Source organism: Umezawaea tangerina (assembly GCF_003002815.1).
GTDB classification, from domain to species: Bacteria; Actinomycetota; Actinomycetes; order Mycobacteriales; family Pseudonocardiaceae; genus Umezawaea; species Umezawaea tangerina.
This window is the reverse complement of sequence record NZ_PVTF01000015.1, coordinates 145,765-168,196: the sequence shown is the minus strand read 5'-3', so window position 1 is coordinate 168,196 and position 22,432 is coordinate 145,765. Positions and strand designations below refer to the sequence as shown.

The window sequence follows — 22,432 nt, the reverse complement described above, 5'->3', positions numbered from 1 at the left end:
GAAAGGAGCGGGCATGGCAGAAGCACCACCACTGACACGGCGGCGACGCACGAGGGGCGTGCTGGCCGCCGCGGGCGCCACCTTGTTGATCGCCGCGGTCGACGTCCTGGTGCCCGGCTCCTCGGTGGCGTCGAGCCACCGCGAAGCGCCGTTGATCTCGGCGGACCCGTCGGTCGACAACACCGACCTGTACGCGTTCGTCGCCGGTGACCAGCCGGACTTCGTGACGGTGATCGCCAACTACTACGGGTTCCAGGAACCCAACGGTGGCCCCAACTTCTACCCGTGGGCGACCGACGCCCACTACGACATCAACATCGACAACGACGGCAACTCGGTCCCGGACCTCACCTACCGGCTGACGTTCAAGACCGAGGACAAGCGCGGCGCGGACACGTTCCTCTACAACAACGGGGTCGTGTCCTCTTTGGACGACGAGAACCTGTTGTTCCGCCAGACCTACAGCCTCGAACAGCTCGACGACGCGGGCGGCCGCAAGATGCTGATCAAGGACGGTCCGGTCGCCCCGTCCATCGTCGGACCGGCGTCCATGCCGTACTTCCAGCCGCTGCGCGACCAGGCGATCAGCAAGCTGCCCGGTGGCGGCCAGATCTACGCGGGCCCGGCCGACGACCCGTTCTTCGCCGACCTGCGGGTGTTCGACCTGCTCTACGGCGCGAACCTGTCCGAGGTCGGCCAGGACACGCTCAAGGGCTACAACGTCAACACCATCGCGCTGCAGATCCCCAAGCACATGCTGGCGCTCAAGGGCGACGCGCAGCGCAACCCGGTCATCGGCATCTGGGCCGACACCGAGCGGCAGACCCTGAAGCTGTCGCCGGGCCAGGCCAACCCGGAAGGCCCGTTCGTGCAGGTGTCCCGACTGGGCAACCCGCTGGTGAACGAGGTCGTCTCCTCGGCCGGGATCAAGGACGCGTTCAACGGCCTGGAGCCGGTCAACGACGGCAAGGTGCAGGCGCTGCTCGACCGGGTCCTCACCCCGGAGCTGCCCGCGCTGGTGGAGTCGATCTACGGGATCAAGGCGCCCGCGGCCCCGCGCAACGACCTGCTGGAGATCTTCCTGACCGGCGTCACCACCAAGGCGGGCGGTCCGATCAAGACGGACCTGAACTCGCAGCTGAACAACATGGACGTCGACCCGAAGAAGTTCGTGCCGTCCGAGCAGCTGCGGCTCAACATGTCGATCGCGCCGAACCCCCAGCCCAACCGCCTGGGTGTGCTGGCCGGTGACACGCAGGGCTTCCCGAACGGCAGGCGCCTGTTCGACGACGTCGTCGACATCGAGATCCAGGCCCTGGAGGGTGCGGCGCAGAGCGGCCACCTGGTGAAGGCCCTCGCGGCCGGGGACAAGGTCCACCACAACGACGTGACCTTCGCCCCGAACTTCCCGTACGTCGGGCTGCCGCGCAACAAGGCCGTCAACACCCCCTGACCGCTTTCGGACCCGAACCACTCCACGCCGGCCGCGGCCGTCCGCGTCCGGCGTGGGGTGTCGGGTGTGGAGTGACCGAGGAATCGCCATGAAGCGCCAGTACTGGCTGTGGTCCGCCGCCGTCGTCGCCGTAGCGGTGACGGCCGTCTCGTTCGCCGCCCGCTCGGGCGGCACCCCCGCGTCGGCCCCCGAGCCGAACAGGGCGAACGCCTTGCAGACCAGGACGGTCGCACTGCAGGACAAGCTGCACGCCAGGCCGACCGACGCCGGGACGTGGGCCGAGCTCGGCGCCACCTACACCGAGCTCGCCCGTGCCGGTGCCGATCCCTCGTACTACGTCAAAGCCCAAGGCGCACTGGAGGAATCGCTGAGGATCAAGCCCGACGACAACGGCGACGCCATGCTCGGCCAGGGCGCGCTCGCCAACGCCCGGCACGACTTCGGCGCCGCGCGCGACTGGGGACTCAAGGCGCAGGCGGTCCGGCCGGACTCCGCCGAGGTGCAGGGCGTCCTGGTCGACGCCTACACCCAGCTCGGCGACGACGCGGCCGCCACCACGGCGTTGCAGCGCATGCTGGACCTGCGTCCCGGCGTCGCGTCGTTCACCCGCGCCTCCTACCACTTCGAGCTGCACGGTCGTGACGAGGAGGCGAAGCAGGCGCTCGACCGCGCGCTCACCGCCGCGTCGTCGGCCGACGAGCAGGTGTTCTGCCACTACTACCTCGGCGAGCTCGCGTTCAACCGCGGCGACCTCACCGAGGCCGCCCACCAGTACGACCAGGGGCTCGGGCTGAGCCCGCACGACGTGACCTCGTTGCAGGGCAAGGCGAAGGTCGCCGGGGCGCTGGGCAGGTTCGACGAGGCCATCGCGGGCTACAAACAGGTCGTCAGCCGGGTCCCGGTACCGCAGTTCCTGCTGGAGTACGCCGAGCTGCTCGACCTGGCGGGCAAGCCCGCCGAGGCGGCCGCCCAGTACGCGATCCTCGCCGAGCAGAAGAAGCTGCTCGCCGCGCAGGGCGCCAACGACGACCTGACCCTGACGACCGTCGCGGCCGACCACGGCGACCCCGCCGAGGCGCTGCGGCTGGCGCAGGAGGAGTGGGGGCGCAGGCAGAGCGTGCTCGCCGCCGACGCGATGGCGTGGGCGCTGCAGGTCAACGGGCGTCACGCCGAAGCGCTGGAGTTCTCCGACAAGGCCTCCGTGCTCGGTTGGCACAACGCCGCGTTCTCCTTCCACCGCGGCATGATCCTCGCCTCGCTCGACCGCGGCCCCGAGGCCGTGGCCGCGCTCACCCAGGCGCTGTCGGTCAACCCCTACTTCTCCCCGCTGCACGCCCCCGCGGCGCGGGCCAAGCTCGCCGAGCTGGAGACCACCCGATGAGGCGCGCGGCGGTCGTGACCGTCCTGTGCGGACTCGGGCTGCTGCTCGGGTCCGGGGTGTCGGCCGCCCACCCGCTGGGCAACTTCAGCGTCAACCACTCCGACGTCCTCCAGGTGCACCCCGACCGGCTCGACGTGCGGTCCGTCGTGGACCTCGCGGAGATCCCCACCCTCCAGGAGGCCAAGCCGGTCGACGCGGCGGCCAAGTGCGCCGACGTGCTGGCCGCGCTCGACGCCCGTGCCGACGGCGACCGGCTGGCGCTCACGACGAGGTCGTCCGCCGTCACCCACCCGCCGGGGCAGGCCGACCTGCCGACCACGCGGCTGGTGTGCGAGTTCACCGCGCCGCTGCGGGTCGGTGGCGACGTCGGGCTGACGTTCGGCGACACCTACCTCGGCGACCGGATGGGCTGGCGCGAGATCGTCGCCACCGGGACCGGCGTGGCGGTGACCGGTGACACCCCGAGCGCCAGCCCCACCGACGAGCTGCGCAAGTACCCCGAGGACCTGCTCGCCACGCCGATGGACGTCCGCGCGGTGACCCTGACCGCCCGGCCCGGCGAGGGCACCGCGGCGGCCGGCGGCACGACGCCCGTGCAGACCGGCATCGGCTTCATCGACGCCACCACCTCCGCGTTCAACAGCATGATCGGCTCGCGCGACCTGACCCCGATGGTCGGGTTCCTCGCGGTGCTGCTCGCGCTGGTGCTCGGCGCGTCCCACGCGGCCCTGCCCGGCCACGGCAAGACGCTGATGGCGGCCTACCTGGCGGGCCGCCGCGGCACCAGCCGCGACGCCGTGCTGGTGGGTGCGACCGTGACGTTCACCCACACCGCGGGCGTGCTGGTGCTGGGGCTGCTGCTCAGCGTGTCCAGCGCCTTGGCGGGCGACGTCGTGCTGCGCTGGCTGGGGCTGGCCAGCGGGCTGCTGGTCGTCGTCATCGGCGGCACCCTGCTGTTCTCCGCGCTGCGCCGTCGTCGGGAACCTGCTCTCGCGGAGACAGGCCATGGACATGGGCACGGCCATGGCCACGGGCATGGTCATGGCCACGGGCATTCGCACGGCCCGCGCTACGGCCGGGCCAGCCTGATCGGGATGGGCGTCGCGGGCGGTCTCGTCCCCAGCCCGTCCGCCCTGATCGTGCTGCTCGGCGCGGTCGCGCTGGGCCGCACCTGGTTCGGCGTGGTCCTCGTCTTCGCCTACGGCGCGGGCATGGCCGCCATGCTCACGGCCGCGGGCCTGCTGCTCATCAAGGTCCGCGACCGCCTGGAGAACCTCGCGGTCACCGCGAGGCTCCGCAAGCTGGCCGACTTCACGCCGTTCAGCACCGCAGCACTGGTGCTGGTCGTCGGACTCGGTCTCACCACCCGCGCACTGATCGGTTAAATCGGTTAAGGAGAAAACCACCGTGAAGCTGTTCTTGATCGCCACGGCCCTCTTCGTGCTCGCAGGCTGCACCTCGGGCGCGACCGCCGCGGGCGTCAAGTTCGACGACGAGGGCCTGGCCGACGTGGCGTGCATGAAGCACCAGCCCGCCCCTCCGAGCGCGAACTACACCAACGAGGACGGCGGCCCGACCGACGAGGTGCTGCCCGTGCTGCGGTACTACACCGCCCACGGCAAGAAGGCCTACTGCGACGGCGCGGGCCCCAACGCCGCCGACAAGGCCTGGGCCGCCGTCTACGTCGACCTCGGCGCGGACAAGGCCAACGTGGCGAAGCTGCTGGGGTAGCTTCACCGGGTGATCAGCATCGACCCGGACTCGCCGATCCCGCCCTTCGAGCAGGTGAGGGCGGGATTCGCGCTGCGCATCGCGAACCGCGAACTGGCCGTCGGCGCCCGCCTGCCCACGGTCCGCGCCCTGGCCGCGGACCTGGGCCTGGCGGTCAACACGGTCGCCCGCGCCTACCGCGAACTGGAGGAAGCCGGCCTGATCGAGACCCGCGGCCGCGCGGGGACCGTCGTGTCCGCGGCGGGCGAGCGATCCCGCGAACGAGCACTGCGCGCGGCCCGTTCCTACGCCCTGACCGCACGCGAGATCGGCTTGTCGGTGGAGGAAGCGGGCGAGATCGTCCGCGCCGCCCTGGCCGACCAGTACCACGAGGGGACCCCATGACCGTCCGACCCGCCGTCCCCGACGACCTGGACGCCGTCGTCGCCTCGGCGGTCGGCCTGTTCGCCGAGGACGCCGGCACCCGCGACCCCCTCATGGACGTTTCGTGGCCCGTCCGCGAGGGGCACGAGTACTACGGGTCAGCCATCACCGACCCCGACGTGCTGTGCCTGGTCGCCGTGTCGGGCGACCAGGTGATCGGCCACCTGATCGGCAGGCTCAAACGCCCCAACCCCACCCGCCCCACGGTCGTGGGTGCCGAACTCGAAAGCGTCCGCGTCGACCCGGCCCACCGCGGTTCGGGCATCGGCGCGGAGTTGGACGCGGCCTTCGTCGAGTGGGCACGAGGGCGCGGGGTGACCGAGGTGTCCGTGCACGCGTTCGCGTCCAACACGTCCGCGATCCGCTTCTACGAGGCCCACGGGTACGTGCCGTCGTCGTTGCAGCTGAACAGGGACATCACCTGAGCGGGTGTGGTCGGTCCGGCGGCACCGACCACATCGACGTCACACGGCTCGGGCGATGGCGATCGCCCCTTCGAGCCGTGCGCCTGCCTCGTAGAACATGTACTCGACCCCGTTCTCCGTCCCGAACGACGGCGCCGCCGACCGGCCGCGGTCCGGTGCTCCGCTCAACGGCGTGTGGAACACCCCGAGGTGCACCTTGCGGGTGAAGTCGTTGCCCACCTCGGTCAGGTGCATCGTCCCCAGGTTCGTGTGGAACACGACGTACGTGGTCCCGTTGCGGTAGGCCAACGAGGGGGCGGCGGCGTCGGTGGCGCCGACCTCGGACGCCTTGACGAGGGGTGTCTGGGAGAACGTCCAGTCGCGGCCGTCGGCCGACCAGCCCCAGCCGATGTTGCGCTTGTTCGCCGTGGTGTTCGTCATGAACACCATGACGTAGTTCGCGCCGCGCGAGGCGATCTTGTGCTCGAACACCCTGGCGTAGGAGGTCTCCGTGGTGCCGGCGGGCAGCATCGACGTGGACAGCACGACCTTGTCGTAGGTGAAGTGGATGCCGTCCTTCGAGCGCGCAAGACGGGTGGTCGTGTTCTCGCCGTGGAAGTACAGCCACATCTCCTTGGCCGCGGTGTTCCACAGGACGTGGGCGGACGACACGTGCGAGACCGAGTAGTGCGGGGCCCAGTCGCGCGAGACGATCGGGTTGGCCGGGTACTCGGTGAACGGTCCCTCCAGCGAGTCGCCGTAGGCGAGGCAGATGCCGCCGGGTGCGTCGTGGGGTGCGTAGTAGAGGTAGAACCGCCCGAGCGCGCCGCTCACCCGGCCGACCGTGCCGCGGATGGTCGGGAAGATCAGTTCGTTGGTCGGGTTGTACCTCAGCGCGCTCTTGTCGAACGCCGTCCGCACGTACCGGTAGGTCGGGAACCCGGCGGGTCCGGCCGAGGCGACTCCCGGTGCCAGTGACGTCGCGGCCAGGCCGAGGCCGAGGCCCGCTCCCGCGCGGAACAGGGTCCTGCGGTCGATGGTCATCGTGGTTCTCCCTCTCGCCGTTGGGGGTGGCCGAGTGTGGAGGCCCGACAATGAGCAGGTCAAGGTGCTAATACGTATTAGTGCTGGGGAAACGGAAAATCGGACAAACCCTTGACATGTCCGGGCGGCACCACCACTCTCGCTGCCTATCCGCATTGGCACCGGGAGGGCCCATGACGCGCCGCGCACCACGGCAGGCGGACATCGCCGCGCTGGCGGGTGTCTCGCAAGCCACCGTCTCCGTCGTCCTGGGCGGCAACCAAGGCGGTGTGCGGATGTCCGAGGACACCCGGCTGCGGGTGCTGGCGGCCGCCGAGAAGCTGGGGTACGTGCCGGACCCGGTCGCCACGCGACTCGCGTCCAGGCGCAACCACATGCTCGGCCTGTACACGTTCAAGGCGACCTTCCCGACCGACGTCGCCGACTCCTACTACCCGATCCTGGTCGGCGTCGAGGAGCAGGCCGCGGCGCTGGGGCAGGACCTGATCCTGTTCACCGGGGCCGACGGCCGGGGCGAGCGCACCCACGACGAGGCCGCGATCCGGCGGACGAAGATCGCCGACGGGTGCCTGTTCTTCGGGCGGCACGTGCCCGTCGCCTCGATCGAGAAGCTCGTCGAGACCGGCTTCCCGTTGGTCTACATAGGACGCCGCGACGAGCTGGAAGGCCGGATCCCCTTCGTGGGCGCGGATTACGTCTCCGCGTCGGCCGCCGTCGTCGACCGGCTCGTGTCGCTCGGCCACCGGAACGTCCGGTACGTGCGCGAGAACGACGACGCGCCCTCGTCCACGGACCGCGAGCGCGGGGTGGTCGAGGCGGCGGCAAGAGCGGGCGTCGAGTGCCGGGTCGTGCGCGACGAGGCCCCCGTGGACGAGTGGCGGCGCGATGGCGTCACCGCGGTCGTGGTCGAGGAGACCGACACCCACGCCGCCTACCGCGCCGTGCGCGCCGCCGTCGACGGCACCGACCTCTCCTTCGCCGTGCTCGGCAGGCCACCGGAGGGGGGCACCGACGTGACCGGCTTCGAGGTGCCCCGCCGCGAGATGGGCCGCCGCGCCGTCGAACTGCTCGTCGAGCTCATCACCGGCGACCCCGGCGACCTCCACCAGCTCCTGCCCTGCACGCCCGTGCCCGGCACCACCGTGAAGGACGTGCGATGACCGAACTGGACACCGAGATCCTCGTGGTCGGCGGCGGGCTAGGCGGTGTGGCCGCGGCGCTCGCCGCCGCGGGCGCCGGGCACCGGGTGGTGCTGACCGAGGAGACCGACTGGGTCGGCGGCCAGCTCACCGCGCAGGGCGTGCCGCCGGACGAGAACCCGTGGATCGAGCGGTTCGGCGCCACCGCGTCCTACCGGCGGGTCCGCGAGGGCGTCCGCGACTACTACCGCAGGCACTACCCGCTGCGCGCGGAGGCGATGCGGCTGGCGGAGCTGAACCCCGGCGCGGGCCGGGTCAGCAAGCTCTGCCACGAGCCGCGCGTGGCACTGGCCGTGCTGGAGGCCGCCCTCGCGCCGCACCGCAGCGCGGGCCGGATCACCCTGCTGACCCGGCACCGGCCGACCGGCGTGCACACGACCGGCGACGTGGTCGACGCGGTGGACCTGGTGGACGACGACGGCGACACCGTCACGGTGCGGGCGGACTACGTGCTGGACGCCACCGAGAACGGCGACCTGCTGCCGATGGCGGGCGTCGAGCACGTCGTGGGCGCGGAGTCGCGGGCCGAGCACGACGAGCCGCACGCCCCGGACGTCGCCGACCCGACGAACCTCCAGGGCATCACCTACTGCTTCGCCCTCTCGCACCACGCGGGCGAGGACCACACGATCGACCGCCCCCGGATGTACGACTTCTGGCGGGCCTACACCCCGGAGTTCTGGCCCGGTCCGCTGCTCGGCTTCACCGCCCCCGACCCGCGCACGCTCGAACCGGTCGCGCGCACGTTCGTGCCGAACCCCGACGCCGACCCGCTGGCCGTCACCGCCGACCAGAGCGCCGACGCGGGCGACAAGGAGCTGTGGGCGTTCCGCCGCATCCTCGCCCGCGGGATCCACCAGCCCGGCGCGTTCGACTCCGACATCACACTGGTCAACTGGCCGCTCAACGACTACTGGCTCTCCCCGGCGCTGGAGGTCGACGGCCACGTCGACGAGGTAGCCGTGGCGAGGGCGCACGACGAGGCCAAGCAGCTCTCCCTGTCGGTCCTGCACTGGTTGCAGACCGAGGCCCCGCGCGTCGACGGCGGCACCGGCTTCCCCGGTCTGCGGCTGCGCCCCGACGTCATGGGCACGTCCGACGGCCTGGCCAAGTCGGCGTACGTCCGCGAGTCCCGCCGCATCAAGGCCGTCACCACGGTCACCGAGCACGACGTGTCCCTCGACCTGCTCGGCCCCGGCAAGCGCACCAGGTACGCCGATTCCGTCGGCGTCGGCAGCTACCGCATCGACCTGCACCCGTCCACCGCCGGTGACGGCTACATCGACATCGCCAGCGTCCCCTTCGAGATCCCGCTCGGCGCACTCCTGCCGCTGCGGGTCGACAACCTGCTGCCCGCGGGCAAGAACATCGGCACCACCCACATCACCAACGGCTGCTACCGCCTGCACCCCGTGGAGTGGAACGTCGGCGAGGTCGCGGGCCACCTCGCGGGCTTCGCCCTGCGCCGCGGCAGGTCCCCGCGGCAGATCCGCGCCGACGCCAAGCTGCACGACGAGTTCGCCCAGGTCCTGGACCAGGCGGGCGTCGAACGCCACTGGCCCGACGTGCGCGGCTACTGAGATCCCCCAGAACCCGGAGGTGTTCGCGATGATGCCACACCCCGTCCGGATCGGCGTCGACGTCGGTGGCACGTTCACCGACGCCGTGGCCGTGGACGCGACGACGTTCGCCCTGCTCGGCCAGGTGAAGGTCCCCACCAGCCACGACCACCCCGACGGGGTCGCGCACGGCATCCTGGCCGCGTTGCGCGAGCTCCAGGAGCGGACCGGGATCGACGCTTCGGTGGTGTCGTTCCTGGCGCACGGCACGACCCAGGCGACGAACGCGCTGCTGGAGGGCGACGTCGCGACCGTGGGCGTGGTCGGGATCGGGCGCGGCTTCGAGTCGTGGGCGACCGGGCGGCTCAGGGGGCTGGCGAAGCTCCGGCTGACGCCCGGCAAGGGGCTGCCCGTCCGGTACGCGGGGCTGCGCGACGCCGACGACCCGGTCGCGGTGAAGGCCGCGGTGGCGAAGGTCGTCGACGAGGGCGCGGAGGTCGTCGTGGCGGTGCAGCCGTTCAGCGTCGACGACCCGGTGGGGGAGCAGGAGGTTGTGGCCCAGGCCCGGTCGCAGGGGCTGCTCGCCACCGCGACCCATGAGATCACCGGCCTGTACGGGTTGGCGAAACGGGCCCGCACGGCGGTGCTGAACGCCGGGATCATGCCGCGGATGGTGGAGACCGCCGACCTGGTCGAGCGCAGCGTCGCGGCGGCGGGCATCACCGCGCCGCTGATGGTGATGCGCGGCGACGGCGGCGTGATGTCGTTGCCGGAGATGCGGAAACGGCCGCTGCTCACGGCTTTGAGCGGTCCGGCGGCCGGGGTGGCCGGGGCGCTGATGGGGGAACGGCTCAGCGAGGGCGTGTTCCTGGAGACCGGTGGCACGTCGACCGACATCAGCGTCGTGCGCCGCGGCCGGGTGCAGGTGCGGCACGCCCGGCTCGGCGGCCGCGAGACCTACCTGCCCGCGCTGGACGTGCGCACGGTCGGGGTCGGCGGCGGGTCCCTGGTGCGGCTCGACGGGACGTCCGTCCGCGCCGTCGGCCCGCGCAGCGCCCACATCGCCGGACTCGCCTACGCCTGCTTCGCGCCCGCCGAGGCCCTGGCGGGAGCGAAGCTCGTGACCATCGCGCCGAAGCAGGGCGACCCGGCGGACTACGCGGCGCTGGAGACCCCCGACGGCACGCGCTACGCGCTCACCCTGACGTGCGCGGCCAACGCGCTGGGCGTCGTGCCCGAGGACAGCTACGCGCACTGCGACCCCGAGGCGGCGCGAAGGGCGTTGGAGCACCTGGCGAAGGTGCTCGGACTGTCCATCCAGGACGCCGCGGAAGCCGTGCTGCACCAGGCGGTCAAGCCGGTGCGGGCGGTCGTGGACGAGCTGGTCGACGGCTACGGCCTCGACCGGTCGTCGCTCGGCCTGGTCGGCGGCGGGGGAGGAGCGGCCGCGGTCACGCCGTTCCTGGGCGAGGAGACCGGACTGGACTGGCGGATCGCCGCGCACAGCGAGGTCATCAGCCCGCTGGGCGCCGCCCTGGCCCTGGTCCGAGAGTCGGTCGAGAGGATCGTGCCCAACCCGTCGCACACCGACGTGCTGGCTGTGCGCGCGCAGGCCGAGCAGGCGGTGATCGCCCAGGGCGCCGACCCGGCCGGTGTCGAGGTCGACGTCACGGTCGACCCCCAGCGCAACCTGATCCTCGCCGTCGCCACCGGCGCGACCGAGCTGCGCGCCAAGGACCGCGCCGCCGTGGCCGACGAGGAGCAGGTGCTCGCCGAGGTGGCCCGTACGCTCGGCGTGCCCGGCGGGGAGGTCAGCGAGCTGGCCCGCACCGGCCACCACCGCGCACTCGGCGCCCGCGCCAGGCCGAAGGGGTTCCTCGGCCGGTTCCGCCCCGTCTCGCAGCACGTGCGGGTGGTCGACACCGACGGCGTGGTCCGGCTGCACAGCGCGAACGCCCACGTGGAGCGCACGAGCGTCAGGGAGGCGTCCGGCACGCTCGCCCGGCTCGTCGACGAGCACACCCGCGTCGGCGACGGCGGCAGCCGCGCCCCCGCCGTGTGGCTGCTGGTCGGCCCCAAGATCGCCGACCTGTCCGGTGTGCTCGACCGCGACCAGCTCGTCGCGCTCATCGGCGCCGAGCTGGAGTCCCGCACGCCGGACGAGCCGCTCGTGGCGATCCTGGAGGACCGGGGATGACCGACGAGGACCTGGCCGTGGCACTGCTCAGGGCCACGCCGACGCACGAGGACCGCTCCGACGAGCAGCTCCGCGGTTGGGCCGCCACCGCGCTGGCGTTCGCCGACGAGCTCCCCGTGGAGCCGCCGGACGTCCGCGTGGTCGAGGAGTCCGGCGGTGTCACCGACCACCTGGTGACGCTCGCCGAGTACGACACCCGCACGCGCACCGTCACCGTGCGCACCGACAGCCTCGCGCTGCTCGCCGAGGTCGCCACCCGCAAGGGCTGGACCGACGTCACGCCCGAGGCGCTGCGCGCGGCCGCCGTGGCGCACGAGGTCGTGCACCACCGGCTGCACGGCGGGCTGGCGCGCGACCTGCGCCGCCGCCTCGACCACGTCGTCTGCCGCGTCGGCCCGCTCCGGGTCCGCGGCCACGTCGTGGGCGCCGACGAGGTCGTCGCCCACCGCTACGCCCACCGCGCCAGCGGCCTGCGGCGCAGCCCCCTGCAGCTGTCCGCCGCCCTGGCCGAACTCGGAGGTTGACCCGTGGGATACGCAATCCTGGCCGTGATGGCCGTCGGGGTCGTCCTGATGCTCACCCGCGTGCTGCCCACCGCGTTCGCGCTCGGCCTCATGTCGGTCGTGATCGCCCTGCTCGCGGGCGCCTCCGTGCTGGGGGACAAGAACAGCGTCGGCACGACCGTCCTGCAGACCGGCTCTACCCTGCTGGCCGCGACGATGGTCGCGGTGCTGCTCGGCTCGTGGCTGGGCACGCTGATGGAGGACACCGGCATCGCCGCCACGCTCGTCCGCAAGATCGTCGAGTTCGGCGGCGAACGCCCGGTGGTCGTCGCGCTCGGCGTGTACGTCGTGGCCGTCCTGTGCGGCAGCATCACCGGCTCCGCGCCCGCCGCGATGCTCGCTGGTGTGGTCGGCATCCCGGCCATGATCGCCGTCGGCGTCCGGCCCGTGGTCGCGGGCGGCACCGTGCTGATGGGCATCGCGACCGGTCTGCCGCTGGACCTGATCGGCTGGCAGTTCCTGTCCGACGCGATCAAGCTGCCGATCGACCAGGTCCGGTCGTTCCAGCTCAAGCTGTTCCCGGTCGTGCTGGTCGGCAGCCTGCTCTACATCCTGGTCGAGACCCGCCGCCGCGGCGCCCGGCACGCCTGGGCCGTCCGGCTCGACCCTAAGCCGTCCACGCGGGTCCGCCGCGGCGACGCGCCCTGGTACGCGCTGGTCTCCCCGCTGGTGCCGATCGTGCTGGCGCTCGGCCTCCACGTGCCGATCGTGCCGTCCCTGCTGGCGGGCGTGGTGTTCGCGCTGGTGACGACGACCCGGCCGGGCAAGCTCGGCGAACGGGCGCTGCGCTCGCTGTACCGGGCGTTCGACGTGGCCGCGCCGCCGATCGTGCTGTTCGTGGCGATCGGGATGCTGCTCTCGGCCGTGCGGCTGCCCGGCGCGGTCGACGCGCTGACGCCGATCGTCTCGGCGCTCAGCCCGTCCGGGACGCTGCCGTTCGTGCTCGTGTTCGCCGCGCTGGTGCCGCTGTGCCTGTACCGGGGGCCGTTCAACGTCTACGGCCTCGGCGCGGGCGTCGCGGGCGTGCTGGTGTCCGGCGGCGTCTACCCGGCCACGGCGGTGCTCGGCCTGATGGCGTCTTACGGGCAGGTGCTCGGCGTCTCCGACCCGACCAGCACCCAGACCGTGTGGAGCGCCCAGTACGCGGGCGTCCGCCCGGAGCGGGTGATGGCCTCGACCCTGCCCTACACCTGGCTCGTCGCCATCGGCGGGCTGGTGCTGACCACCGTGCTCTACCTGGCCTGAACCGGCACCTCGGCCGCCTCGGCGTGGAAACCGGCCTCGACGAACAGCGCCGCGGCCCGCTCCCAGGCCCGCACCGCCTCGTCGTGCCGCCCGACGCCGGCGAGCGCGTACCCGAGCGTGCACAGCGACCGCGCCACCTCGGGCGGGAGGTCCAGCTCCTCGGCCCCGTCCAGCGCGCGTCCCGCCCACCCCAGCGCGGTCACGGGGTCGGCGGAACGCGCGCTGAGCAGCCGCCACGACCACACCAGGCCGACCCGGTCGTCGTGCTCCTCCAGGTACTCGTGCGCCTGCCGCACCAGCTCGTCGACGGCCTCCACGTGCCCGGCGCGCAGCAGCGCGTCCGCCAGGAACAGCCGGATGATCGCCGCCATGTCCGGGTCGCCCATCCGCTCGGCCATGGTGAGCGCGGTGGCCAGGCGGTGGGCGGAGGCCTCCAGCTCGCCGGTGAACCGCAGCAGCCGCCCCAGCTCCAGCACGGCGCCGAACGTCCCGCGCTCGTCGTCCAGGACCGTGGCCAGGTCGTGGCAGCGGGTCAGGTGCCCGCGCGCCTCGTCGAAGTCGCCCGCGCGCCGCGCGATCGCCCCCAACGACGCCAGCACCTCGACCTCGCCGAGCGCGTTGCCCGACGTCCGGAACCGCGCCGTCGCCTGCCGGTGGCACTCGCGCGCCCGCTCCGGCCGCCCGCGCCACTCGTGCATCCACCCCGACGCGTACCAGGCGTACGCGGAGCCCCAGTCGTCGCCGACCGACTCGAAGCCCAGCCGCGCGCGGTCGAAGTCCGCCTCGGCCTCGTCGAACCGGTGCTGCCGCACCCGCAGGATCCCGCGCTGCTGCACCAGCACCGCCTCGGTGCGCCAGGTCGCGAACGGCAGCGCCACCTCGATCAGCCACGCCCAGTCGTCGAACCGGGCCCGCAGGTCGCAGAACGCCCCCGTCGCGATCACCAGCCCGCACACCTGCTCGGCCATCCCCAGCGCGGCCGCCTGCGCCACCGCGGCCCGGATGCCGAGCCATTCCGCGTCCAGCCACGCCACCGGGTCGGCCAGCAGCCGGTCGGCGAGCTCGGAGTCCGGCCGCGGCCGCACCGGCAGCCGCAGCGCCTCCTGCGGCAGGTCGGCGTCGACCCGTTCGGCCAGGTCGCACCACGTGTCGAACAGCCTGCGCAGGGGAGCGGGGTCGTCGTCGGCGACCTCGCGGCCGAACACCCGCACCAGGTCGTGCAGCCGGTACCGCTGCCGCCCCAGCACGTCGCGCCCGGCCAGGTCGACCAGCCGCGCGTCCACCAGCGCCTCGACGTGCTCCTCGGCCTCGTCCAGCCCGACGTCCAGCAGGGGAGCGGCCGTGCTCGCGGAGAAGTCCACCGCGTCGAGCCGCGCCAGCAGCCCGAACAGCCGCCGCCGCGCGGGGGTCAGGCCGTCGTGGCTCAGCGCCAGGCTGGCCCGCACGTCCAGGTCGCCCACCCGCAGCTCGTCGAGCCTGCCGCGCTGGTCCTCCAACCTGCCGGCGAGCTGCGAGAGGCGCCAGTGCGGGCGTGCCACCAGCCGACCGGCGGCGATGCGCAGCGCCAGCGGCAGGCTGCCGCAGTACCCGGTGATCTCGCGCGCCGCCTCGGGCTCGGCGTCCACCCGCCGCGCGCCCAGCGCACCGCGGAGCAGGCCCAGCGCGTCCTCGGCCGGGAACACGCCCAGCGGGACGACCCGCGCCCCCTCCAGCCCCGCCAGCGCGGCCCGGCTGGTGACCAGCACGGCCGCTGTCGGCGTTCCGGGCAGCAGGGGGCGGACCTGGGCCTCCTCGGCGGCGTTGTCCAGCACGACCAGCACCCGCCGGTCGGCCAGCCGGTCGCGGTAGAGGCCGATCCGGTCGTCCAGCGACGCCGGGATCGCGCTGCCGGGCACCCCGAGGCCGCGCAGCAGCCGGTCCAGCGCCTCGGTCGGGTCGACCCCGGTGCCGCGCAGGTTCAGGTACAGCTGGCCGTCGGGGTAGTCGGCGCGCACCAGGTGCGCCACGTGCACGGCCAGCGTCGTCTTGCCGACACCGCCGGGCCCGGTGATCGTCCACACGCCCCGCAGCCCGGTCGTGATCGCCTCGACCTCGGCGGCCCGCCCGGTGAAGTCGGGCACCGCGGGCGGCAGCCACGCGGGACCGGTCCGCCCCGCGAGCACGGCCTGGTGGAGCCTGCGCAGCTCGGCGTTGGGCTCGATGCCCAGCTCCTCGGCGAGCACCTCGCGGGCCCGCCGGTAGGTGTCGAGGGCCTGCGCCTGGCGGCCGCCGCGGTGCTGCGCGGACATCAGCTGCGCCCAGAAGCGCTCCCGCAACGGGTGCAGCGCGACCAGCGCCAACAGGTCGTCGACCAGGCTCTCGTGCCTGCCGAGCAGCAGCTCCACCTCGTTGCGGCGCTCGACCGCCTCCCACCGCTGCTCGTCCAACCGGTCGGAGTCCGCGCTCCCGTCCCGCCTGGACGGGACCTGGTCGAACGCGGGCCCCCGCCACAGCCGCACGGCCTCGTCCAGGAACGCGGACTCCGCGTCCAGGTCCCCGGCCTCCTCGGCCGCCCGCGCCCGTGCTCGCAGCTCCCGGAACCTGGTCAGGTCGAGCCGGTCGGAGTCGACGTGGATCGAGTACCCGGTCGCGGTGGTGCGCACGACCTCCCGCGCCGACCCGTCGTCCAGGAACTGCCGAAGGCGCATCACGTACGTCTGCAGGGTGCCGCGCGCCGCACCCGGCGCGCCGGCACCCCACAGGTGGTCGATGAGCTCGTCGACGTGCACGGGCTCGTTCGGCCTGGCCAGCAACGCGGACAACAGCACGCGCTGCTTGGCGGAGCGGATGGCCACCACCCGCCCGCCGTCCCGAACCTCGAGCGGTCCGAGCACCAGGAATTCCCAGCGCCGCACCGCCACCCCCGTAGTCGTTGCGACGATCTTATCGGGGGCCGCTCGGAGGGGTCAGTAGCCGGCCTTGGGCATCATCACCCACAGGACGAGGTAGACGACGAACTGGGGTCCGGGGAGCAGGCACGACAACACGAAGATCAACCTCATCGTGTTGGGCTTCATGCCGAAACGGTCGGCCAGGCCGGCGCAGACACCGGCGATGACCTTCTTGTGCTGGGGCCTCGTCAACGTGGAAGTCATGACACAAGAGTGCCCGCGGCCAAACCCCCCGCGCATCGGTGAAGACCCTGAAGTGGGGGGTCAGGGGAGTGTGGGAGTTGTCATGGGGGTGGGGAGGCAACCTTTGGTCTGGCCTCGTGGCGAAGGCCTGGCCGCGTAGTGAAGTCCTGACCGAGTAGCCAAGGCCTGACCGCGTAGCGAAGCCCAGACCCCGCAGCGCAATTGTCTCAATGTCGCACCCCTTCTTGTCAAGACGATAAAGCTATCTTGACAAGAAGGGGTGCGACAGGAGGGCGCTGTGTATCGGGGGCGGAGGGGGATCTGGCTTCGCCAGTATCGGACTGCGTCCGACTCAGGCATCGGCTGTCGCCGACTGGGCATCCTTGCTTCGCGGCGGACAAGGCGGTGGGGCGCTCCGCGCCGGGTGCGCGGGGCCGGGCTGCGCCCGTCGTGGGGATCCTCGGCTTCGCCGTTGGACGGGGCATCCTCGCTGCGCGTCGGACGAAGCGGGCGGGCGCTCCGCGCCGGATGCGAGGTGGCGGCTGCGCCGGGTCGGGATGCCTCGCTGCGCGTCGGGTGAAGGCCTTCGTTGTCTGTTTGTGGTGGTGCGATCCGTTCTTGTCAGTGCTTTTCGTGGGGGCTTTGTCGGGTGAGTCCTGTTCTGGTGGGTGTGCGGGGGACGACCACACCGGGGCGTGACCTTGGGCTCGTACCCTCATCGGGTGGTCGCAAACCCTGTGGTGGCGGATGTTCCCGTCGCCGATATCCCGCCCAGCCGTCGTGAGCGTGACGTGCGTGGTCTTCTCCTTCGTGCCGCCCTGTCCGCGGCGGGCGGTGTGCTCGTCTACCTGAGCTTCCCGCCGCGCACCCTCTGGTGGCTCGCGCCGATCGGCTTCGCCTTCCTGGGGTGGGTGCTGCACGGGCGGCGGGCGCGGGCGGGGTTCGGGTTCGGGGTGTTGTTCGGGTTGGGGTTCCTGGTGCCGTTGTTGGCGTGGACCGGGGAGTTCGTGGGGGCGATCGCGTGGTTGCCCCTGAGCTTGGCCTGCGCGGCGCTGATCGGGCTGGGTACCGCCGCCATGGCGGTGGTGTCGAAACTGCCGCTGGCACCGCTGTGGGGGGCGTTGCTGTGGGTGGCGGACGAGGCGCTGCGCGGCGTCTTCCCGTTCGGCGGCTTCCCGTGGGGGAAGATCGCGTTCGGGCAGCCGGAGGGCTGGTACCTGCCGTTGGCGGCGTTGGGCGGGGCGCCGCTGATCGGGTTCGCGGTGGTGCTGACCGGGTTCGGGGTGGCCGGGCTGGTGCGGAACGTCCGGGACTGGCCGTCGGGGCTGCTGGTGGTCGTGCCGTTGGCGGCGGGACTGGCGGCGAACGGGGTGGTGGGGACCGACGCGAGCGAGGGCACGGCCGTGGTGGCGGCGATCCAGGGCAACGTGCCGCGCGCGGGGCTGGACTTCAACTCGCAGCGGCGGGCGGTGCTGGACAACCACGTGAAGCGCACGGAGGAGCTGGCGCGGGACGTGGCGGACGGCAAGCAGGAGCAGCCGGACGTGGTGATCTGGCCGGAGAACTCCTCGGACATCGACCCGTTCCGCAACCCCGACGCCGCCCTGCGCATCCAGCAGGCGGCCCAGGCGATCAAGGCGCCGATCGCGGTCGGCGCGGTCGTGCTGGGCGACGACGGGCTGCCGCGCAACACGGTGATCCTCTGGGACCCGGAGAAGGGGCCGACCGACCAGTACACGAAGCGCAAGCTCCAGCCGTTCGGCGAGACGATGCCCTACCGGTCGTTCTTCCGGATCTTCACCAAGCTGGTCGACCGGGCGAACAACTTCCAGCCCGGCACCGACCCCAGCGGGTTCACCATGGGACCGGCCAAGGTGTCGCTGGACACGTGCTACGAGGTCGCGTTCGACGAGATCGTCCGGGAGAACGTCAGGACCGGGGCGAACCTGATCGCGATCCCGACGAACAACGCCACTTTCGGGTACACCGAGATGACCTACCAGCAGCTTTCGATGTCGCGGATCCGCGCCGTCGAGCACGGTCGGGCCGTGGTCGTGGCGGCCACGAGCGGGGTCAGCGCGATCGTGCACCCGGACGGCTCGGTGAGCCAGAGCACGGGCATGTTCACCCCGGCGGCACTGGTCGAGAGGTTGCCGCTGCGCGGGCAGACTACGCTGGCGACTCGGCTTGGTGCTTGGCCCGAGTGGGTGATGTCCGCACTCGGGCTGCTGGCCGTGGCGTTCAGCCTTACCCAGAAACGACGAGGAGCGCGTCCGGAGCCCGAGCGGGGCCCCGGCGAGGAGGAAACGGATGACGGACCAGCAGGCGCAGCCTGACCGCGAGCTCGGGCCGGTGCTGGTGGTGATCCCGACCTACAACGAGCGGGACAACATCGGGAAGATCGTGAAGCGGCTGCACGCGGCTCTGCCGCAGGTGCACGCGCTCGTGGTCGACGACGGCAGCCCGGACGGGACCGGACAGGTCGTGGACGGGATGGTGGCCGCGGACGACCGCGTCCACGTGCTGCACCGCACGGAGAAGGCGGGACTCGGCGCGGCGTACGTCGCGGGCTTCGGCTGGGGCCTCGAGCGCGGGTACGAGTTCCTCGTCGAGATGGACGCGGACGGCTCGCACGCCCCCGAGGACCTGCCCAGGATGCTCGACGCCGCCGCGAACGCGGACCTGGTGATCGGCTCGCGCTACGTGACCGGCGGCAGCGTCGTGAACTGGCCCAAGTCCCGCGAGGTGTTCTCCCGCGGCGCGAACCTGTACTCGCGGATCGCGCTCGGCGCCCCGATCAAGGACATCACCGCGGGCTTCCGGGTGTACCGGGCCGAGGTGCTGCGCAAGCTCAAGCTGCACAACGTGGCCTCGTCGGGCTACTGCTTCCAGATCGACCTGTCGTGGCGCACCCACGAGCTCGGCTTCCGCATCGTCGAGGTGCCCATCACCTTCACCGACCGCGTGATCGGCGAGTCGAAGATGAGCGGCAACGTCGTGCGCGAGGCCCTGATCCGGGTCACCAAGTGGGGCCTGCGCCGCCGCGGCAACCAGCTGCGCTCCGTGTTCGCCCCCAAGGCCAAGACGCCCAGCGGCACCGCCAAGTAGCACCCGCACGGCACAAGGGGCCGCCCACCGGAATCCGGTGGGCGGCCCCTTGTGGTTCGGCGTGCCTGGGGTCAGGCGGTCCGGGTGCGCCGTCCGCGCAGCTCTTCGAGCCGCTCGTCGAGCAGCTCCTCGAGCTCCGGGATGGTCCGACGCTCCAGCAGCATGTCCCAGTGGGTGCGCGGCGGCTTGATCTTCTTGGCCTCCGGCTCGACTCCGTCGATGATCTTCGACTCGGTGCCGTGGAGGCGGCATTCCCAGGTCGGAGGCAGTTCGGCGTCGTCGGAGAACGGGACCTCGAAGTCATGCCCCTTGGGGCAGGCGAACCGCGCGACACGGCGCGGGGCTAGGTCGTGGTTGCGGTCCGTCTCGTAGCTGACTGCTCCGAGCCGGCTGCCACGTAGAACGCGGTCGGCCATGGCGCTGTCCTTTCGCTCGGCTCAGGGCCGGGGCCCAGGCTTCTTGCTCACCGAGTGCAACGAACGGATTGGTCCGTTCGTTCCCCGGTATACGGTCATGGTCGCCCACAGTGACGTCTTTCACCCGTCAACGAAGGCGTCCTACTAAGGGATGCAATCGCGCCAGGATCGTGACGCGTTAGCAAGCTACCGTGTGAGTTCGTCACACGAATGGAGCAGTCCCCGATGAAGGCGTGCGCTTACGCCAGCCTAAGCTGACCACTTTGGGCTACGTTCGGCCCTAGGTCGCCTAGTCGGAAGTGACGCCTGCAGAGGACTTGATAGCGGACAGTAGTTTCAGTGTGTTCCGGCACACTGCCACGCTCCGTGTCAGGCCGCATCTGCTCCGTGTCCGCGACCATCACCGTGTCACCCGCTCGGATGACTCGCCCGGCCCGCACCCTGGCGTTGAACCGCCCTGGCAGGCCGCACCAGCACAGGACCTCCACCTGGATGGCCTGCAGGTCGTCTGCCAGCTCGAACAGCCTGCGCGAGCCGGGGAACATCTCGCCGCGGAAGTCCGTGGCGAGCCCGAAGCAGTAGATGTCGACCTGGACCTCGTCCGCCAGCTCCGCCAACTGTTCCACCTGAACGGGTGACAGGAACTGGGCCTCGTCCACGATGAGGTAGTCCACCCGCTGCCCGAGCGCCCACTGCGCCCGCACCAGCAGCCTCAGGTCGTCGTCGGAGACCTCGACGGCCTCGTGGGCGATCCCTATGCGGCTGGAGATCTGCGGCTTGCCGGAGCGGTCGTGGCGCACCAGCAGGAGGCCTCGGCGGCCCTGGCGGGAGTTGTTGTGGTCGATCTGCAGCGCCAGTGTCGACTTCCCGCAGTCCATCGGCCCGAAGTAGAACTTCAGGTGCCCGACCACGGGCGCGGAGCCGCGTGAACCGGCTACGGGGACCGCGGACAGGGCATCGGTGGGGTCTTGGGATGACGGGGGCGCTTCCACGGCGGGTCACCCTAGTGGTTCGACCTCGGACGGTCCGTTCGGCGGGGTTGTCACGGGCTCGCTGGGCGGCGTCTCGACCGTCGTGGTCGGTGCCTCGGAGGTCGGGGGAGCCTCCGTCGTGGTGGCGACGGGAGGCGCTTCGCTGCTGGTCACCTGGGGTGCCGACGACTCGGGGGTGGTGTTCGGGGCGCTGAACGCCTCCGGTGCGCGTGCAGGCGCCTGTGCAGATGCCTGTGCGACGGGCGCCGCCGGCTGACCCGCGGGCTGACCTTCGGACGGCGACACGGCGGCGGCCTCGGGCACCGCGGCGGGCGCGTTGACCGCCGACGCCGGCGAGTCGGGGGTGACGACCGGGTCGGCGGGGGAGCCGCCGACGAACCAGAACACCGCGGCGGCCGCGCTCACCGACAGGCCGAGCAGCGCGAGCGAGGCCCGGCGGGCGTGGCGGCGGGCCGGGGTGGGCAGCGGGACCTGGCGGGTCGGCATGGCGTCGGGCGGGCGCGGGCTCGGGATGTCGGCCGAGGTGGGGTCCAGGAGGTCGCTGGAGAGGTCGGCGGGCACGAGGGAGGGCCTGGTGATCACCGCGGGCCTGGAACCGTCGGAGACCCGGCGCAGGAGCCGGTCGAGCTCGTCCACCTCGGGGCGGTCCGCCGGGTCGGCGGCCAGCAGCCGGTCGATCACCGGGCGCAGCTCGGCGGCGTGGGTCGGGGGCTCGGGCCGCTCGGTCACGATCGCCGTCACGGTGGCGAGCGGGTCGCCCCTGTCCAGCGGCGGCCTGCCCTCGACCGCCGCGTAGAGGGTCGCGCCCAGCGACCACAGGTCCGACGCGGGGCCCATCGGCAGCCCGCGGGCTCGTTCCGGGGCGATGTAGGAGGGCGCGCCGAACAGCGTGCCGACCATCCGCGTCCCGGTGTCGGCGGCGATGCCGAAGTCGGTCAGGTGGGCGTCGTCGCGTTCGTCGAGCAGAACGTTGCCGGGCTTCACGTCGCAGTGCAGGACACCCTGGGCGTGGACCGCGGCCAGCCCGGCGAGGACCTGGCGGCCCATGGCGGCGGCCTGCTGTGGGGACATGGTCCCGTCGTCGGCGAGCACCGCGGAGAGCGACCGCGACGGCACCAGTCGCATCACCAGCCACGGCTTGTCGTCCTCGTAGACCAGGTCGTACACGGTCACGACGTTGGGGTGGCACACCTTCGCGCCGACCTGCGCCTCGCGCCGCATCCGGTCCTCGTGGTCGGGGTGGACCTCCTTGATGGCCACCTGTCTGCGCAGCAGGTGGTCCTCCGCCGACCACACGACACCCATGCCGCCCGACCCGATTCGGTCGAGCAGCCTGTACCTGCCTGCCAGCAGATCAGCCCGGTCAAGGATCACCGCCACAAGATCCCCGGTCGGGGCGAATCGTAAACCTGATGGGTTCCGCAGCGTCAGTGCCGACTGAAGTCGCGCCTCGTGCCCGACCGGCCGCAACGGGTGGAAATCACGCTTCCGGGTGGCGTCCGTCGGGGTCGGCGAGCCCGTCCGAACTCGTGGGAGCCGCACGGCCCTCGGCGGCGTCGGAGCGGGGAGGGGCGGCCGAGTCGGGACGGTCGGTGCCCGCCGGG

General features: G+C 72.2%; 19 protein-coding genes. 13 read left to right on the top strand and 6 right to left on the bottom strand.

Annotation, left to right across the window (positions count from 1 at the left end):
• The first annotated feature begins 13 nt into the window (after positions 1-13).
• From CLV43_RS39305 to CLV43_RS39280, 6 genes are all read left to right on the top strand, one after another.
• Positions 14-1,453: a DUF4331 domain-containing protein gene (locus tag CLV43_RS39305; RefSeq protein ID WP_106194383.1), complete on the top strand. Its 1,440-nt coding sequence runs from the start codon at positions 14-16 to the stop codon at positions 1,451-1,453.
• Between the two features lie 88 nt (positions 1,454-1,541).
• A complete protein-coding gene (locus CLV43_RS39300) occupies positions 1,542-2,834 on the top strand; it encodes a tetratricopeptide repeat protein (RefSeq protein WP_106194380.1) in 1,293 nt (430 codons plus the stop codon).
• Positions 2,831-4,219: a nickel/cobalt transporter gene (locus tag CLV43_RS39295; RefSeq protein ID WP_106194377.1), complete on the top strand. Its 1,389-nt coding sequence runs from the start codon at positions 2,831-2,833 to the stop codon at positions 4,217-4,219. The genes CLV43_RS39300 and CLV43_RS39295 overlap by 4 nt, the downstream gene beginning before the upstream one ends.
• 22 nt (positions 4,220-4,241) lie before the next feature.
• Entirely contained in the window at positions 4,242-4,565 is a 324-nt protein-coding gene (locus CLV43_RS39290) for a hypothetical protein (RefSeq protein ID WP_106194374.1), read from the top strand.
• A 9-nt stretch (positions 4,566-4,574) separates the two neighbouring features.
• Positions 4,575-4,949: a GntR family transcriptional regulator gene (locus CLV43_RS39285; RefSeq protein ID WP_106194371.1), complete on the top strand. Its 375-nt coding sequence runs from the start codon at positions 4,575-4,577 to the stop codon at positions 4,947-4,949.
• On the top strand, positions 4,946-5,413 hold the full coding sequence (locus tag CLV43_RS39280; protein ID WP_106194368.1) for a GNAT family N-acetyltransferase: 468 nt from the start codon (positions 4,946-4,948) through the stop codon (positions 5,411-5,413). The genes CLV43_RS39285 and CLV43_RS39280 overlap by 4 nt, the downstream gene beginning before the upstream one ends.
• Before the next feature lie 39 nt (positions 5,414-5,452).
• Here the strand turns inward: CLV43_RS39280 and CLV43_RS39275 are convergent, their stop codons facing one another.
• Complete coding sequence (locus CLV43_RS39275) at positions 5,453-6,436, bottom strand: glycoside hydrolase family protein (protein WP_106194365.1); 984 nt, start codon at positions 6,434-6,436, stop codon at positions 5,453-5,455.
• Between the two features lie 173 nt (positions 6,437-6,609).
• On the opposite strand from CLV43_RS39275, the gene CLV43_RS39270 reads away from it, so the two are divergent.
• From CLV43_RS39270 to CLV43_RS39250, 5 genes are read left to right on the top strand one after another with little or no spacing between them, the layout of a single operon-like run.
• Complete coding sequence (locus tag CLV43_RS39270; RefSeq protein ID WP_106194362.1) at positions 6,610-7,596, top strand: LacI family DNA-binding transcriptional regulator; 987 nt, start codon at positions 6,610-6,612, stop codon at positions 7,594-7,596.
• Positions 7,593-9,215, top strand: a complete 1,623-nt coding sequence (locus CLV43_RS39265) for an FAD-dependent oxidoreductase (protein ID WP_106194359.1) — start codon at positions 7,593-7,595, stop codon at positions 9,213-9,215. Before CLV43_RS39270 ends, CLV43_RS39265 begins: the two co-directional genes overlap by 4 nt.
• Positions 9,216-9,243: 28 nt before the next feature.
• The gene (locus CLV43_RS39260; protein ID WP_106194563.1) at positions 9,244-11,391 is read left to right on the top strand and encodes a hydantoinase/oxoprolinase family protein; all 2,148 of its coding nucleotides are present in this window, start codon (positions 9,244-9,246) and stop codon (positions 11,389-11,391) included.
• Complete coding sequence (locus tag CLV43_RS39255) at positions 11,388-11,915, top strand: hypothetical protein (protein ID WP_106194356.1); 528 nt, start codon at positions 11,388-11,390, stop codon at positions 11,913-11,915. Before CLV43_RS39260 ends, CLV43_RS39255 begins: the two co-directional genes overlap by 4 nt.
• A gap of 3 nt (positions 11,916-11,918) precedes the next feature.
• The gene (locus tag CLV43_RS39250; protein WP_170156212.1) at positions 11,919-13,199 is read left to right on the top strand and encodes a transporter; all 1,281 of its coding nucleotides are present in this window, start codon (positions 11,919-11,921) and stop codon (positions 13,197-13,199) included.
• Here CLV43_RS39250 and CLV43_RS39245 read toward each other — a convergent pair.
• Positions 13,187-16,093, bottom strand: a complete 2,907-nt coding sequence (locus tag CLV43_RS39245; protein WP_146175090.1) for an AfsR/SARP family transcriptional regulator — start codon at positions 16,091-16,093, stop codon at positions 13,187-13,189. The genes CLV43_RS39250 and CLV43_RS39245 overlap by 13 nt on opposite strands.
• 51 nt (positions 16,094-16,144) lie before the next feature.
• Complete coding sequence (locus CLV43_RS39240; protein ID WP_106194347.1) at positions 16,145-16,333, bottom strand: PspC domain-containing protein; 189 nt, start codon at positions 16,331-16,333, stop codon at positions 16,145-16,147.
• A gap of 770 nt (positions 16,334-17,103) precedes the next feature.
• Between CLV43_RS39240 and lnt the strand changes: the two genes are divergently transcribed.
• Both lnt and CLV43_RS39230 read left to right on the top strand, forming a co-directional pair.
• Complete coding sequence (lnt, locus tag CLV43_RS39235; RefSeq protein ID WP_106194343.1) at positions 17,104-18,648, top strand: apolipoprotein N-acyltransferase; 1,545 nt, start codon at positions 17,104-17,106, stop codon at positions 18,646-18,648.
• The gene (locus tag CLV43_RS39230) at positions 18,623-19,420 is read left to right on the top strand and encodes a polyprenol monophosphomannose synthase (RefSeq protein WP_106194339.1); all 798 of its coding nucleotides are present in this window, start codon (positions 18,623-18,625) and stop codon (positions 19,418-19,420) included. Before lnt ends, CLV43_RS39230 begins: the two co-directional genes overlap by 26 nt.
• A gap of 71 nt (positions 19,421-19,491) precedes the next feature.
• On the opposite strand, the gene CLV43_RS39225 is transcribed toward CLV43_RS39230, so the two are convergent.
• The 3 genes from CLV43_RS39225 to CLV43_RS39215 all read right to left on the bottom strand — a co-directional run bounded on the left by CLV43_RS39225 (position 19,492) and on the right by CLV43_RS39215 (position 22,202).
• Positions 19,492-19,836: an RNA polymerase-binding protein RbpA gene (locus CLV43_RS39225; protein ID WP_106194336.1), complete on the bottom strand. Its 345-nt coding sequence runs from the start codon at positions 19,834-19,836 to the stop codon at positions 19,492-19,494.
• 239 nt (positions 19,837-20,075) lie between these two features.
• Complete coding sequence (locus CLV43_RS39220) at positions 20,076-20,828, bottom strand: thymidine kinase (protein ID WP_106194332.1); 753 nt, start codon at positions 20,826-20,828, stop codon at positions 20,076-20,078.
• A gap of 6 nt (positions 20,829-20,834) precedes the next feature.
• Positions 20,835-22,202, bottom strand: coding sequence for a serine/threonine-protein kinase (locus CLV43_RS39215; RefSeq protein ID WP_170156211.1), 1,368 nt, complete (start codon positions 22,200-22,202; stop codon positions 20,835-20,837).
• Positions 22,203-22,432 lie beyond the last annotated feature (230 nt).

Excerpts from the sequence above, each read along its gene's own strand:
- CLV43_RS39270 (WP_106194362.1), top strand. The coding sequence starts at position 6,610 with ATGACGCGCCGCGCACCACGGCAGGCGGACATCGCCGCGCTGGCGGGT.
- CLV43_RS39280 (WP_106194368.1), top strand. The coding sequence starts at position 4,946 with ATGACCGTCCGACCCGCCGTCCCCGACGACCTGGACGCCGTCGTCGCC.
- CLV43_RS39225 (WP_106194336.1), bottom strand. The coding sequence starts at position 19,836 with ATGGCCGACCGCGTTCTACGTGGCAGCCGGCTCGGAGCAGTCAGCTAC.
- CLV43_RS39255 (WP_106194356.1), top strand. The coding sequence starts at position 11,388 with ATGACCGACGAGGACCTGGCCGTGGCACTGCTCAGGGCCACGCCGACG.
- CLV43_RS39275 (WP_106194365.1), bottom strand. The coding sequence starts at position 6,436 with ATGACCATCGACCGCAGGACCCTGTTCCGCGCGGGAGCGGGCCTCGGC.
- CLV43_RS39260 (WP_106194563.1), top strand. The coding sequence starts at position 9,244 with ATGATGCCACACCCCGTCCGGATCGGCGTCGACGTCGGTGGCACGTTC.
- CLV43_RS39295 (WP_106194377.1), top strand. The coding sequence starts at position 2,831 with ATGAGGCGCGCGGCGGTCGTGACCGTCCTGTGCGGACTCGGGCTGCTG.
- CLV43_RS39305 (WP_106194383.1), top strand. The coding sequence starts at position 14 with ATGGCAGAAGCACCACCACTGACACGGCGGCGACGCACGAGGGGCGTG.
- CLV43_RS39240 (WP_106194347.1), bottom strand. The coding sequence starts at position 16,333 with ATGACTTCCACGTTGACGAGGCCCCAGCACAAGAAGGTCATCGCCGGT.
- CLV43_RS39265 (WP_106194359.1), top strand. The coding sequence starts at position 7,593 with ATGACCGAACTGGACACCGAGATCCTCGTGGTCGGCGGCGGGCTAGGC.
- CLV43_RS39300 (WP_106194380.1), top strand. The coding sequence starts at position 1,542 with ATGAAGCGCCAGTACTGGCTGTGGTCCGCCGCCGTCGTCGCCGTAGCG.
- CLV43_RS39230 (WP_106194339.1), top strand. The coding sequence starts at position 18,623 with ATGACGGACCAGCAGGCGCAGCCTGACCGCGAGCTCGGGCCGGTGCTG.